Genomic DNA, 14,110 nt, shown 5'->3' on the forward strand with positions numbered 1-14,110 from the left:
ATGAAATTTTTAATAAAAAGGCCGGCGCCACGCCGGCGCCGGCAACCCAGCGGAGTCTATTCGACTCACCTGAGGGCGCGTGCATCGGGGGCGTGCATCGCATTTTCACTTTACATGAAAGATCGTCGTTACATCCGAAGTTTTTCGTTGTTTGTCAATTTGCACGCGAAATTATTAATTAATAAATGATATGCATTGCAAAATAAATATACTTAATATTATGCCATAGATTATTTGGCATGGCTTCCGTGCTTCATCACTAGCGATTTCATCTAGATGTCAACTAACAGCGGCACGGCTACCCCGCCCCCCCCGTTTGCCGATGACGCCAGCGAATTCTCGGGTCGCCTGCTGGATGTGTGGACACTACAAGATGCCGATTTACTTCAGCCGTCCCGGCACCCCTCCGGATAGCAACTTCATCGATACATTCGAGGGGTCATTTTTCGACGAGTGCTAAAACCTGCACTAGTTGTGAAGCGTCAAGAGGTTGTTTCTCGACGCGGGAAGTCTCGCCATCGGCGCAATGCCGCCGATGGCGCTATGAGCCCGATGCCAGTTGTAGTGATGCTGCCAACTCGCCAAGGCTTCAATGCGATGAGCCAAGTTTTGGTACGTCCATGCATAGGCCCACTCACGTAAAGCCGACTGGATGAAGCGTTCAGCTTTACCGTTGGTCTGCGGACGATACGCCCGCGTAAATTTGTGTCGGATACCCAGTTCCTGACAGGCCCGAGCAAACTCGTGCGAACGGAACGCCGAACCGTTGTCGGTCAGTAACCGGCGCACCTGCACGCCGAGCCCGGCGTACCACGCAACGGCGTCGCGCAGGAACTGCACGGCACTGCGCTTCGTCTCGTCGGGATGCATCGCCGTGAAGGCAATCCGGGCATGGTCGTCTACGGCGACGAACAGGTACTCCCAACCCACGCCGTCCACCGTATCGCGCCGATTACCGGTGACACGATGGCTAGGACGCGCGATTCGACCGAGCTTCTTGATGTCGATGTGCAGCAAGTCGCCGGGCGCCTCGTGTTCGTAGCGCTGAACGGGTTCACGCGGTTGCAGGTCGCTCAGCCGGGATAGTCCGGCACGCGCCAGCACGCGGCTGACAGTCGAGGCAGACACGCCTGCCTGTCGGGCGATCTGGCGCTGTAGCAAGCGCTGCTGGCGTAATTCCAGATCGGCAAGGCAGTTGCCGGAGCGATTGAACGTGGGGAGCGCGCCGGACGCGACGAGGCGTCAGCCAGCGCTGCTGCACCACCGGCCAGATAGCGCTCCAGCCATTTGCGCACGGTCGGCGCTGTCACGCCATGATCGGCTGCGGCCTGCGGCACGCTTGAACCGAATTCGGTGATCTCCTGAACCATCTCAAGTCGACGTGCGAAAGTGAGTCGGGCATTCTTATGGGTGTTCATCCGGCTGGGTTCCTGGAAGGTTGGGTGTTTGGCGACTTCCAGTCTCCCAGACTCAGTCCGGAGGAACCATCGATACAACCTATTGAAGCTTCACAACTAGTCGGCGTCGTTGGCAGAGGCCAAACGCGAGATTGAGGCATGGCGCCGAGACCACAATGAGGCTCGACCGCACATGGCGCCCAAGGATTTGACACCGCGCGAATTCGCCCGGCAATACAGCCTTCGGCCTACGACCAAAAATTCCTGAAACACCGGACACTAACGCTCAGCTCTGTCCAGGACTCCTATAGCAGATCACCTGTGCGCCAGTACGCACCTAACCACCATCTGACCTGAAAATGTCTTGCCCAAATAATTCCGCGGGATAGGCAATCACTGGATTCCTTGATTACTTAGCATGGTAACCACGCCAGCACCTATAATCACAAAATGCAATATCAATGCAGCGTATAGTGTATATGTACTAGGACTACGAATCAAAATCCATTTGATTGAACCGACCGTTGCAGATGCAATCGAAAATCCTGCTGCGCCAACCACCATGTTCATGACAAGCGTCAAGCTCGCGTAATCATCGATCATCGCCAATGCGTATGTACACCCGAGAATTAGGGCGACGACCTCGACGACAGCTATTCGAAGTAGCCAGATATCGAGTGGCACAGAAGGCTCGAACTCATCGTCCATGGCAACACGCAAGAAGATTTAAGGTCAGTCACGATACTGTATCCGCACGCCCAGTTGATGAAGGCTCGTCACGAAATAGATCGATTTGCCATTCTTTAACGAATTGCACCGCAAGCATGGCGAAGCGCACTGCTTGCCATACGTGACTCAACTCGAGCAGCGCGGTGGCGCGTGGACCTGCATGACTACCGATATGGGGGGGTGACATATAGGTCGAAGATCCGGGTTGCGCGGGCCGGTAGATTTTGGTCAGGGGCTTTCTCGCACTGGATGTTGCCTACAGGTTCCGCGAAGTTATCGTCCAACACGCAGTGATCCTAGACGTCCGAAACACCCGTCGAGAACGACGACGAACCGACTCATCCGTTACCTTGCGGCACGACGGTTTCTATACTTGCTTTTGAGCGCGAGGGAAACATAAGCAACTGATGGAAGAGAATGCGTGGTTGAAGAAGCTGGTCGCCGGACTAAAAGGCGACTACGGCGTGTCTTCACTGCGGATTCAACCCGTCGATGCAACACACTTGAGGCTGCATAGCAGCAAGGAGTGTTGTCATGAAACAGAGACGGCGGATCTACTATACAGACACCCAGAAGGCGTTAATGTGGGAGCGTTGGCGCACGGGCGAGTCGCTGCAGCAGATCGCTCAGTTGTTTGATCGGAACCATTCCTCGGTACATCGGATTCTGGCCGAAACGGGCGGCATACAGCCCAAGCAACGGCACCGTTCGAGATTGGCACTGACCCTTGCCGAGCGGGAGGAGATCTCGCGCTCGGTGATTGCTGGCGATTCGATTCGCGCAATTGCGAATCAACTCGGACGTGCTCCGTCCACCATTAGCCGCGAGCTCAAGCGGAACGGAGGTATGCCGAGCTATCGGGCGAACAATGCTGACGAACTTGCTTGGGAACGCGCCCGTCGCCCACAAATCTGTAAGCTCGTCAGGAACCGGGAACTTGCCCAGGTCGTGGCAAGCAAGCTCCAACTGCAGTGGTCGCCCGAGCAGATCGCCGGTTGGCTTAAGCACGTGTACGCGGTCAACAGGGACTATCAGGTGTCGCACGAGACCATATACCGCAGCCTCTACATACAAGCTCGTGGTGCGCTCTAAAAGGAATTGCTCGAGCATTTACGGCGCTCACGAGCCATGCGCCGTTCGCGTCATCACACAATGAAGACGGATGACCACGGCAGAATTTGCGACACTGTCCCGATTAGTGAGCGCCCCGCGACGGTTGACGATCGCGCGATACCGGGCCACTGGGAAGGCGATTTGCTGTTCGGCAGCGCGAACAGTCAGATTGCCACGCTCGTCGAGCGTCAGAGCCGCTTCGTGATGCTAGTCAAGGTCGGCAGCAAGGATACGGAAACGGTCATCAATGCGTTGATTCGGCACGCCGGCAAGCTTCCTCAGGAACTCTACAAATCACTGACCTGGGACCGGGGCAAAGAGATGGCCGATCACACGCGCTTCACCGTGGCCACCGACATCAAGGTCTACTTTTGTGATCCGCAGAGCCCTTGGAAACGGGGTTCGAACGAGAACACAAATGGACTTCTCAGACAGTATTTCCCCAAGGGGATCGACCTCTCGGCCTATTCGCAAGCCAAGCTCAACGCAGTAGCCAGACGGCTCAACGAGCGTCCGCGAGAGACTCTAAACTTCGATACACCGGCTGAGCGATTTCATCAATTCGTTGCATCGACGGGTTGAATCCGCAGGGAAAATTCCCAAAAACTGGAAAGTCATTGGAACTTTTGACATCAACGGACTCCCACGGTTAGTCTGCCAAAGAATGTCGTTATTCTAACTAAAAACGTGGAGACTCAAAACAATGAAGAAAAATAAATCGTACGCATTACTGCGTATTTCCCTGTGCGTGATCGCCGCGAGCATTGCTGGATGTGGGGGGGAAGACATAAGCTCGACCGCTGCTTCACTGCAGGCTCTCGTCGATGGCACTTCGAATAATAGACCAACTGGAAATGGTGCTCCGGCGACACCGTCAGCCCCGGCAAACCAGAACATAATGAAGCAGATTCCGGTCGCGCCACCCGCCATGGGATGGGCGAGTTGGAACGCCTATGGTTGCCGCATCGACGAAGGCAAGATTCGGGCGGCTGCGGATTACATGGAAGGCAGTGGGTTGGAGGCGGCTGGATATCAGAACGTGAATGTCGATGATTGCTGGGCTGCGCTGGCCCGGGATGCCCAAGGAAATCTGGTCGCGAATCCGACGTCGTTTCCGAGTGGCATGCTGGCGCTCGGAAACTATATTCATTCGAAGGGGATGAAGTTCGGGATTTACGGTTCACCTGGACCGAAGACATGTGCCGAGAGCAATCCAGGCCGGAACTACCCGGGCGTAACGGGGAGTCTCGGTCATGAGGTTCAGGATGCGAATACCTTTGCAATCTGGGGCGTCGATTTCCTGAAATACGACTGGTGCTGGCCAAACAAGGCGACCACTGCGGCCGATCAAGCTCCCTACTTTCAGACAATGCGTGACGCCTTGGATGCCGCAGGAGACAAAGTCGGAAAGCGTATTGTGTTCAGCATCAACCCTCACAGTGGCGGACCCGACGGTGGTGCGGACCGCGGTTACTACTGGGGTAACGTCGCCGATATGTGGCGTATGACCGGCGATATCGTGACCGTACCGGCCAGCGGCCCCATCACGGCAAATTATGCAAGTGTTATCGCCAACAACTTCAAGCCTAACCTCTTCCCTGAAGCGCAGCATACCGGTTCGTATAACGACCCGGACATGATGATGATTGCATCCGGGATGACGGCGATCGAGGATCGCACGCATTTCAGTCTGTGGGCTATATCAGGTGCGCCGCTGATCCTCGGCAATGCGTTCTCGACGTCCGCACCGCTCAGCAGCGAGACGCTGAGCATAATCACGAATCCCGAAGTGATCGCAGTGGATCAGGACGGACTGGGGCTTCAAGGCGTGATTGTCAACCACGCTCTGACAGACCTAGAGGTGATCGCTAAGCCGCTGATGGGAGCCGGACGACGCGCAGTAGTGCTTTTCAACAATGCCGCTGCCGACGCTCCCATGACAGTGACGTGGGCACAGTTGGGGCTGGATGCGTCATCTCCGGCAACGGTTCGTGATCTCTGGGCACGTAACGATCTGGGCACCTTCAGCGGATCTTATAGCGCCCCCGTTGTGCCGTCGCACGGCGTGGTCATGCTAACGATCAGCGGCGCGGACGGTCCGGCAGTCTCGTACGCGCCAAATCAGCTCTCCGGTACCTCGACGTGGAAGCCATGCAGCAAGTGCTCGTCCGGAAACATTGTGTCCAGTCTCGGTAGCATCAACTTCGGGAACGTTACGTCCGGAACCTATGGTGGCTATGTGCGGATCGCATATCAAAACACTGGTAGTCGGTTTGCCAAGGCAAACCTGAGCGTTAACGGTGGACCCGCCACGCTCGTGAAATTCCCGCCCTCGGGTAATGACGGCACCATCGGAACCGTCACAGTATATGCTCCACTCACAGCGTCGTCAGCGAACACCATCGTGCTGTCGAGTCTCGACAGCGGTACGTCGGCGCCCGACATCGATTCGATTGCCACTGTCGCCGGACCCGTCCGCTACATGAAACCGACGGTGGCATACGAAGCCGAAGCATCAGCCAATACGGTAAGCGGTGGTGCGAAGAGCGGCACGTGCCCCGGCTGCTCGGGCGGGAAGAGTGTCGGCTATATCGGCAACGGCGGGACGTTGACGTTCAATGGAATTTCCGTGCCGAAGTCCGGCACGTACACGGTGCAGATACTTTATACCAACGGCAATGCCGCTGCTCGAGCCGCTCAGGTCAGCTTCAACGGTGCAGCACCGATTACGGTTTCGTTTCCGCCGACGGGAAGCTTTACGACGACGGATTCGATGCAGGTTACCGGCACGTTCAACGCCGGTGCTCAGAACACGCTGAAGATTTCGAACCCCTCCGGCTGGGCGCCGAATGTCGATGGCATCAGCGCGCCCGTATTGCAGTAATCCGGGGTACCGTCGGCAGTGGACTTGCCATCCCATTGCCGACGCGACGAATATCTCTTCGCATCACAAGCGGGTATGTCGGTCAACAGGACGCTGTGCTTTACGGACCGGGACAGTCAGGCACCTTCAAAACGGGTAACTGTCAGATCGGGTCGCGACTTCTACACTTCATGGTCTTCGAGGGCACGTTCAAGAACGCGACGTTCATCGAATTCCTGAAGCGCCTGTTCAAGCAGGCTACCCGGAAGATCTACCTGATCGTTGATGGTCATCCGGTTCGCCGGTCTGTTGCTATCAAGCAGTTCGTCGCCGAGCACGCCGATCGCCTGCGCCTGATCCGGCTGCCAAGCTACTGTCCCGAGTTGAACCCGGATGAATTGCTGAATCAGGACGTGAAAACCAACGCGCTCGGCAAGAGCCGTCCGACCAACAAAGCGGACATGATCCGCAACGTCCGGAGCCATCTGCATCGTCGGCAGAAGGAACCTAACGTGATTCGTAACCTGTTCAACGAGAAACATGTCCGTTACGCCGCTTGAATATCACGCACTATTTGATGAACGTGTCAGTAACTATCGTCAATGGGTCGGCCCAGAATTCGGCCCGGAACTATTCGATTTGCGTGCTGCCAACGCCGCGTTGATGCGACTCGCGACCAATCGATGGGGTAATCGATAACTCCGTCACGACGGTGCTGGTGACGCGCTTACAGCTCGCGCCCCGCATGGGCAAGAACTTAGCGGCCGAAATCGTTCAAGCGCTGAGCGAGCAAGCCGTGATCGTACCCGGCACGCAGGCTGCCACCATCGTCATGCCCCGCTTGGCCCAGCAACTCGCCACCTTGCGCAAGCAGCGTGACGAAATCGCCGCCGAAGTTGAGCGGCTGGTGCATGCTCCCCCTCTTTGGCCGGTCCTGACCAGCATGCCGGGAGTCGGCGTCAGGACCGCCGCCAGACTCCTGACCGAAGTCGCCCATAAAGCCTTCGCCTCGGCTGCTCATCTGGCGGCCTATGCTGGCCTCGCGCCGGTCACCCGGCGCTCAGGCTCGTCGATCCGTGACGAACATACATCCAGACGCGGCAACAAGGTGCTCAAGCGCGCCTTGTTCCTATCCGCCTTCGCGGCATTGCGAGATCCTGTCTCGCGGGCTTACTACGCGCGCAAAATCCAGCAGGGCAAGCGCCACAACCAAGCGCTCATCGCGCTGGCACGGCGACGCTGCGACGTCCTGTTCGCCATGTTGCGCGACGGCACCATTTACCAACCCAAGTCAGCCCCTAACGCTTGACGAAAGACATAGGGCCCCCCCCGCGTTTGACATTATGTCCATCCGCTCTCCGGTGCGCCGCGGCGGACGCCTCTGCGCATCCGCCGCGCTGCGCATTTACCATTGATAGCCCGCACCGACGACAGCACCCGTGCCACCGCGGCTGCTAGTCGTCAGCGAGCCTTTGTAGATCCACTTGCCGTTCTCCGATACCGCCGACACCCCGAGGGCGACCCCTTGCTGCCCCTGCCAGGTCGATCCAGCAACCGCTACTACACTCTTGCCGGGCCCGGTCGGCTGCGGCAGGCCGGCGACCGCCATTGCGGCCGCGACGCCGCTGTTCATCTCGCGCTTCAGGCCGTCGATCTGCTGGTTCGTGTATTGGTTTGCCTGCGTGACGACGTTCGAAACGCCCGTGTTCAACTGGTTCACGTTGACCGCATCGGTGCCGTTCAGCCCCGGCGCAACGTTGCTGATCGTACGCTCGTTGCCGGCCGCCCCAACCGACACGGTATTCGGCGCGCTGGCCACCGAATTCGCGCCGAGGGCAACGGAATTCGCTCCGCTGGCCGTCGCATGATCACCGAGCGCGGTGCTGCCGCTGCCCGACGCGACTGCGCCGCTACCTGCAGCGGTTGCGTTCTGGCCGCGGGCGGAAGGCGGTATGTAGGTCGCGGGGCTACCAGTGATCCAGGTCTGCTGGCTCGGGCTCGGCGGTACGATCGGCGTAGGTGGCAAATTATTAATCGTATGGTTCAGCGCGCTGATCGCACTTTCGAGCTGACTGAGGTTGACTGCATCTGTCAGTTGTGTACCCGGTGCTACATTCGTTATCTGCCGCAGCGTGCCAGACGCACCCACCGACACCGCGCCGAGCGTTGTCGTGAAACCGGCGCCGCTAATCGGATCGACGTAGCTGCCGGCTATACGATCAGCCACCGAACCAGCCCCCAGCGCCACGCCGCCAAGCGTCGCGACGCTCGCGCCGTTGCCAAGTGCCAGCGACTTGCCGCCCATTGCCTTCGAGTTGCCGCCGAGCGCGACATCGCCCGACATCACGGGATCGCCGCTGACGCCTGCCACAGCGCCCGAGCCCTGCGAGATAGCCGAGTCTCCGTTGGCGGTCGCGGCCGGGCCAACCGCGATGCTGTCGGTCCCTGCCGCATTGGAATCAGTCGCGGTAGAATTTGCGTGGAAGTACTTGATACCACCGCCGTTGACCGCCGTGCCGACCGTGCTGGCCACCGCGTAAAGTTGGCTGCCGTTCACCGCGTCAGTGGAGGTCGCCGTCACGCGACCAGCCGCGACGTTAGTAATCTGCCGCTCGGCGCCCGGCGCGCCGACCGACACTACGCTTGTTGGATTCGCGCCAGCGAAGCCGGACAGTGTGAGTTGTCCTCCGGATGCAGTGGTGATAGTAGCGCCGCTGATTGGATTCGCGCCTGCTGCGACTGAGCCGGCACCCAGCGCAACACTGCCGCTCGTTGCGGCCGTCGCACCCGTCCCGATCGTGACCGTGTTGCTCGCGTTCGCCACCACGCCGTTGCCGATCGCCACTGCGCCGTCGAGACCGGCACCAATCGTCACGCCGTTGCCCAAAACGAACGCATTGTTGGCGGCGATTGAATTGTTGTTGCCAACCGCATATGAACCCGTACCGCTAACCATATTTGGATCGCCGAACGCGCCCGAGTTCGCACCGCTCACCACGTTTCCGGTGCCGATGCTGATGCTATTCATACCTGTTACCTGCGCTCCCGTGCCAATCGCAACACTACTACCGCCTGCAGCGTAGGCACCCGAGCCCAGAGCAAGCGCGGCGTCGGCACCCGCGATGGCATTCGTACCGGCGGCCACAGTCTTGCTAGCGCTGGTAGCCGAGCCAGCACCACTACCTATTACCACGTTACTGTTCCCGGTAGACGCGGTGCCCGCGTTGCTGCCGAGGACAATGTTGTCATCGCCGGTCATCCCGCTACCGGCGTTCTTACCCACCATGATATTTCCCGCACCACTCGCACGAGAACCAGCCCACGTGCCAAGGAAAGTATTGTAGATGCCGGACGAAGCAAGTCCGGCATCCCAGCCGATCCCCGTATTCCAGCCACCTGACGACGTTCTCTGCCCCCCCGCGTGCGCACCAACGAAGGTGTCCGCATAGCCAAGCGCCACACTGCTATAGCCCATCGCTGTTGACGCGACGTTCGAAGCAACGCTATTGGGGCCAACTGCAATGCTGAGAGTTCCAGCACTTGCGCTTACACCAAAGGCTACGCCTTTCCACCCGCTGGCGACCGCTTCGTTACCAATAGCAATCGTCTGCAGGTCGGTGGCTTGGGCACCTGCGCCAATCGCCACCCCGGCGTCTAGGCTCGCCAACGCGCCCGGTCCGATCGCCACCGAATTCGCGCCCTTAGCGCCGCTGCCGTCCGCATTAGACTGTGTCGTACCGCCGTCGTTGACCCCGTAATACGTGGACTGGGCGTGAACAGGCACCGCCCCTGTTATCACGACGGCCGCTGCGCACGATACAACCGACCTCGCACTACCCTTGCCCCTTCCCCGTGTTAATTCCGCCGTGGCAACCGGTTGCCGACGCGACCGACTCCAAACAACGCTGTATATCTTACTCATTTCACTATCTCTATAAAATCCAATAATTGTCTATTTAATTTGGATTGCAAAGTATTTGTAACCCGTCGAAGCACGAATGTATGAGGCCCCTGGTCGACGGACCGAACCTTCGCTTCGTCGGACTGTGTCGCGGTTAACAGGCCGCGCGTTGCGCGCCCGCGCCAGTGAAAGCGCCGCGTTGTACGATTTGGTGCCGACGAGGTTTGTATAAGCCGTTACAACAATCTTATATCCATCGTACTGTCGAAACGAAACAGTCCGTTAGTGCCGGACACGACTGCGTCAGCGCTCTGCAAGGCATCCGTCGGCGCATTAGTACGCAGCGACATGAAATCTGCGACTTTCTTCTCACTGGTCGCGTGCTATCCCATCTAAATTCGATTCGCTCTGGTAGGCAAAGGGGTAAAATGTGGCGCCAACTATTTCCCGTCACTTTCAGGCATTGAATTATCATTTAATTCAAATTGCCGACGGTCCTTTCCGCGAATCCAATAAGGTTCACGGCCGCGGCCACTCCATATTGCGCCACTAATTGGATCAAAGTAACGCGGCCTCGCTTTTCGCCTTTCTCCGCACGGAAACAATTCCTCCATCGCAAAATGAAACTCTCCAATAGCCAACAGAATCTCTGCTAACACTCTCCCTCTTGAGTTCAGCCTATCCTCGGTAATCTTGGCCTCTAACGAGGCTTTTCGCTTTAGATATTCAGATAACTCCGTCATGGCGATTTTTTTCATTTCAGATGACGTTAATAAACGAAGATCGTGCGCGCAATATATTTTTTAAATGGAAAACACTACCGTCAAATAAATATTAGCAAATTCATCTATTTCGGCGGGTTACGTCCAACGCCTTCAAATCGATAAAACAAATAGGATTGTTGTCGATGTTGAAGAGGCATGCATCACGTATCGTTGTCACCAGCAGTTCCTCGACGCCAGCTTTGCCAAAAGTCTGCAGTAAGTCATCAAAGTTCGTCGGATCGCGTGTCAGGCGCGGCCTGTCAGCCGGGCTCACCCCAGCACATGCGAGCTTGCGCCGAGCAGATCAACGTCTTCCACCGTCTGCTCCACGCAATCGCAACGAGTAGTCGGTCCTGCGAAACGCGGCGAGGCAACTGACAATATGAGCGTGCTCACGTCCGCTGCCGAATCAGTTGCAGCACCCAATGGCGCGAACAGCATCTTCGTCTGGTCCGAATCTCATCGCGCCGCAGTACGAGAACCTCGATTTCCCACTGCGCGCTCAGAACGCACCGCTTGCCAACCAGTCGGCCACGCGGCTTGTCTTGCAGGCCGCTTTCGCCGTTGCATTCGCACCGCTTGTAAATGTCGACCACACCCGTGCGAGACGGTCCCGTTTGCGCTGTTCTTCACGGACCTAGGGCTCACCGCCTTTACCGCGGTCAATCTGCCGGGCCACCTTCTCCTGCGGGGAGCGACGCCAGCGGTGCTCCGGCTCCATCAAAATCTCGATGTGGATAAGCTGAAAGTTAGTCACTGAACTACCTCGTATTTTAAGAGGCGTCGAGTGTCCGAAGATTCACGGTGTCGCTCCACGAGCCAACCGTACTAAGGCGCAACCGGCATGATCTTCCGAATTATGGAGTTGTTCCTAGTGTCGGCTACATACAGGTTGCCTGCGCTGTCTACAGTGATGCCCCAAGCGAGAGAAAACGATGCGGCCGCACCGATGCCGTCCGCCGAACCACGTATACCCGCAGTGCCCGCCAGCGTCGTCACCACCCCACCCGGGGTAATCTTGCGGATTGTAAAATTATTACTATCGTTTACATACAAGTTGCCTGCGCTGTCAATAGCAATGCCACCAGGACCGTTGAACGATGCGGCCGCACCGACGCCGTCCGCCGAACCGTTTACACCCGCAGTGCCTGCCAACGTCGTCACTACCCCGTCCGGCGTGATCTTGCGAATCGTGGGGCCACCGAAGTCGACTACATAGAGGTTGCCTGCGCTGTCTACGGTAATACCGTTGGGACTCGAGAACGATGCAGCAGCACCGGTGCCGTCCGCCGAACCGTACACACCTGCAGTACCCGCCAGCGTCGTCACCCCCCCGCCCGGCGTGATCTTGCGAACCATTTCATTGTCGGTTACATACAGGTTGCCTGCACTGTCTACGGTAATGCCGCTGAGATTTGTGAACGATGCAGCAGCACCGGTGCCGTCCGCCGAACCGTATACACCTGCAGTGCCCGCCAGCGTCGTTACCACCCCACCTGGCGTGATCTTGCGAATCGTGACGTTTCCCGTGTCGGTTACATACAGGTTGCCTGCTTTGTCTACAGTAATGCTACCGGGACGATAGAACGATGCAGCAGCACCGGTTCCGTCCGCCGAACCTTTTACACCCGCAGTGCCTGCCAGCGTCGTCACCACCCCACCCGGCGTAATCTTGCGAATCGTGGAGTTCATAGTGTCGGCTACATACAGGCTGCCTGCACTGTCTACGGTAATGCCGGTGGGATACGAGAACGATGCAGCAGCACCAGTGCCGTCCGCCGAACCACTGGTGCCCGCCGTACCCGCCAGGGTCGTCGTGCGGGCGGCTGCCGTCCCGCACTCGACAGCCACCTGAGTCACGTCGGTCGTGGCGGTTCCGGAGCCATTGGTTACAGCACACCACTGAAAACCGACAGGCTGCGTACCGACCGTCACATTGTAGCTAGACACCTTGTTGGCAAACGTGAACACTCCGTTCTGCATCAGATTAAGGGTATCTGCATTACCGTTGTTCAGTAGCGCTAGTGTTCCGCCACTTAGCCCATTCAGCGTGCCTCCAATACGGAAAGTCGCAGGCGCGATGGATGAGACGACCACCGCTACGTCTGCGGTGTAGTCTCCGTCAGCCGTCTGTGCCGCCACACGTGTTGTACCCGGCGCCACCGCCGTGACAATGCCCGCGGAATTGACTGTGGCCACCGCGGGGTTGTCACTATGCCACGTGACCGATGCGTTCGTCGCATCAGCGGGTTGCACATTCACGACCAGAGGTTCCGATGCGCCAGGCACAAGATTCAGGCTTGCCGGCGTCACACTGATGCCCGACACCGGAACAGTACGACCGGAAACCGTGACAACAGCACTAGCGACAAAACCACCGTCAATCGTTCTAGCGGAAATGGATGCTGTGCCGAGTGCAACCGCAGTAACGGTTCCAGATGCATTGACCGTCGCAACAGCCTCGTTGCTGCTACTCCACGTAACGGCAGGCCGTGTCGCGTTAGCAGGTTTGACCGATGCCGTCATTTTTTGGGTGGCACCCACCAGCAGACCGAACGACGTCATGTTTAGTGTGACGCCCGTCACTGGCACCGGGGACGGAGATCCGTCGATCCCCCGCCCGCAAGCAGCTAGCAACACCAGGATGCCAATGCCTATGGCAGATTTTAATTTACTCAGAATATCAATCATTATGTTGCACTCAATGCAAAAAAAATGCAGATAAAGAACTTATTGGTTCGCGCCGGATTGTGATGCGCGATACCGGTCTTCAGATCGACGCGAGGCATCTTGCCGCGATTCAGCTCTAGGCTGCACGAAGGCTGATAGAACGCTCTGATCTTGTCGATGCGTTCGACCAACCATGCCTTGACCAGTTTGGCGTGACGAATCTTAAAATTGTCGAGAATCAGAAACACCTTTTTACTCTGAATGCCTTTCATCAACCGCCTCAAGAAGTCGATGAGGATGTCGGCGCTCATCGAGCCCTCGAGAACGTTCCAGCGCACTCGGCCCTGGTTCGTCACGGTTAACAGTTCTTTGCGCTTGTTCATCACGCGTCGCTCAGGCGTCCTTGCCCATCGGCGCGTAGAAGGGGCGCACATCGTCCGAACGCAAATCCATCTCGTCTCCACCGCTGAATTTCCGGGCTTTCGGCTTGCTTGCGACGAGTAATCACCGGATACGTCTCGCTCGACCACTTCTTCATGGTTCACCGCCTATGTTCGTACGCCTGGTTAAACGGCTTCTGCAGCGTAAAGTCACATTGAGCCAAGTACATACCGACACCGGACAGCGACAGAGTTCGTCCCGAGCGCTGCCAAATCAATTCCCACACCGTGGG

The 14,110-nt window shown here is 57.7% G+C and carries 7 protein-coding genes and 6 pseudogenes; 7 read left to right on the top strand and 6 right to left on the bottom strand.

The genetic code is table 11. The features are described 5' to 3' along the window. Window positions 1-315: 315 nt before the first annotated feature. Window positions 316-457: pseudogene (locus tag HWX39_RS06995) on the top strand (IS3 family transposase); the annotation flags it as partial. A gap of 11 nt (window positions 458-468) precedes the next feature. On the opposite strand, the pseudogene HWX39_RS07000 reads toward HWX39_RS06995, so the two are convergent. After that, window positions 469-1,418, bottom strand: a pseudogene (locus HWX39_RS07000) (IS481 family transposase). A 106-nt stretch (window positions 1,419-1,524) separates the two neighbouring features. Between HWX39_RS07000 and HWX39_RS07005 the strand changes: the two are divergent. After that, window positions 1,525-1,665 (top strand): annotated as a pseudogene (locus tag HWX39_RS07005) (integrase core domain-containing protein); the annotation flags it as partial. Window positions 1,666-1,790: 125 nt separating this feature from the next. Here HWX39_RS07005 and HWX39_RS07010 read toward each other — a convergent pair. Beyond that, the gene (locus HWX39_RS07010; RefSeq protein WP_175966492.1) at window positions 1,791-2,105 is read right to left on the bottom strand and encodes a hypothetical protein; all 315 of its coding nucleotides are present in this window, start codon (window positions 2,103-2,105) and stop codon (window positions 1,791-1,793) included. 555 nt (window positions 2,106-2,660) lie between these two features. Here HWX39_RS07010 and HWX39_RS07015 point away from each other — a divergent pair. The 5 genes and pseudogenes from HWX39_RS07015 to HWX39_RS07030 all read left to right on the top strand — a co-directional run. Next, a pseudogene (locus HWX39_RS07015) lies at window positions 2,661-3,821 on the top strand (IS30 family transposase). Window positions 3,822-4,137: 316 nt separating this feature from the next. Next, a complete protein-coding gene (locus tag HWX39_RS07020; protein ID WP_175966495.1) occupies window positions 4,138-6,123 on the top strand; it encodes a CBM35 domain-containing protein in 1,986 nt (661 codons plus the stop codon). 170 nt (window positions 6,124-6,293) lie between these two features. After that, complete coding sequence (locus HWX39_RS07025; RefSeq protein WP_244134939.1) at window positions 6,294-6,662, top strand: transposase; 369 nt, start codon at window positions 6,294-6,296, stop codon at window positions 6,660-6,662. A 31-nt stretch (window positions 6,663-6,693) separates the two neighbouring features. After that, window positions 6,694-6,801, top strand: a pseudogene (locus HWX39_RS36785) (plasmid pRiA4b ORF-3 family protein); the annotation flags it as partial. Between the two features lie 28 nt (window positions 6,802-6,829). Further along, window positions 6,830-7,411, top strand: a pseudogene (locus tag HWX39_RS07030) (transposase); the annotation flags it as partial. Between the two features lie 96 nt (window positions 7,412-7,507). On the opposite strand, the gene HWX39_RS07035 reads toward HWX39_RS07030, so the two are convergent. From HWX39_RS07035 to HWX39_RS07050, 4 genes are all read right to left on the bottom strand, one after another. After that, a complete protein-coding gene (locus HWX39_RS07035; RefSeq protein WP_175966497.1) occupies window positions 7,508-10,024 on the bottom strand; it encodes a YadA-like family protein in 2,517 nt (838 codons plus the stop codon). A 419-nt stretch (window positions 10,025-10,443) separates the two neighbouring features. Next, on the bottom strand, window positions 10,444-10,761 hold the full coding sequence (locus tag HWX39_RS07040; RefSeq protein ID WP_244134940.1) for an H-NS histone family protein: 318 nt from the start codon (window positions 10,759-10,761) through the stop codon (window positions 10,444-10,446). 834 nt (window positions 10,762-11,595) lie between these two features. Further along, the gene (locus tag HWX39_RS07045) at window positions 11,596-13,458 is read right to left on the bottom strand and encodes an Ig-like domain-containing protein (RefSeq protein WP_175966500.1); all 1,863 of its coding nucleotides are present in this window, start codon (window positions 13,456-13,458) and stop codon (window positions 11,596-11,598) included. Further along, window positions 13,458-13,820, bottom strand: a complete 363-nt coding sequence (locus HWX39_RS07050) for a transposase (RefSeq protein ID WP_175966502.1) — start codon at window positions 13,818-13,820, stop codon at window positions 13,458-13,460. The genes HWX39_RS07045 and HWX39_RS07050 overlap by 1 nt, the downstream gene beginning before the upstream one ends. Window positions 13,821-14,110: the final 290 nt, after the last annotated feature.

The sequence above is a fragment of the Burkholderia sp. BCC0322 genome, from assembly GCF_902833045.1.
Lineage (GTDB): Bacteria > Pseudomonadota > Gammaproteobacteria > Burkholderiales > Burkholderiaceae > Burkholderia.

Excerpts from the sequence above, each read along its gene's own strand:
- HWX39_RS07010 (WP_175966492.1), bottom strand. The coding sequence starts at position 2,105 with ATGGACGATGAGTTCGAGCCTTCTGTGCCACTCGATATCTGGCTACTT.
- HWX39_RS07020 (WP_175966495.1), top strand. The coding sequence starts at position 4,138 with ATGAAGCAGATTCCGGTCGCGCCACCCGCCATGGGATGGGCGAGTTGG.
- HWX39_RS07025 (WP_244134939.1), top strand. The coding sequence starts at position 6,294 with ATGGTCTTCGAGGGCACGTTCAAGAACGCGACGTTCATCGAATTCCTG.
- HWX39_RS07035 (WP_175966497.1), bottom strand. The coding sequence starts at position 10,024 with ATGAGTAAGATATACAGCGTTGTTTGGAGTCGGTCGCGTCGGCAACCG.
- HWX39_RS07040 (WP_244134940.1), bottom strand. The coding sequence starts at position 10,761 with ATGAAAAAAATCGCCATGACGGAGTTATCTGAATATCTAAAGCGAAAA.
- HWX39_RS07045 (WP_175966500.1), bottom strand. The coding sequence starts at position 13,458 with ATGATTGATATTCTGAGTAAATTAAAATCTGCCATAGGCATTGGCATC.
- HWX39_RS07050 (WP_175966502.1), bottom strand. The coding sequence starts at position 13,820 with ATGAACAAGCGCAAAGAACTGTTAACCGTGACGAACCAGGGCCGAGTG.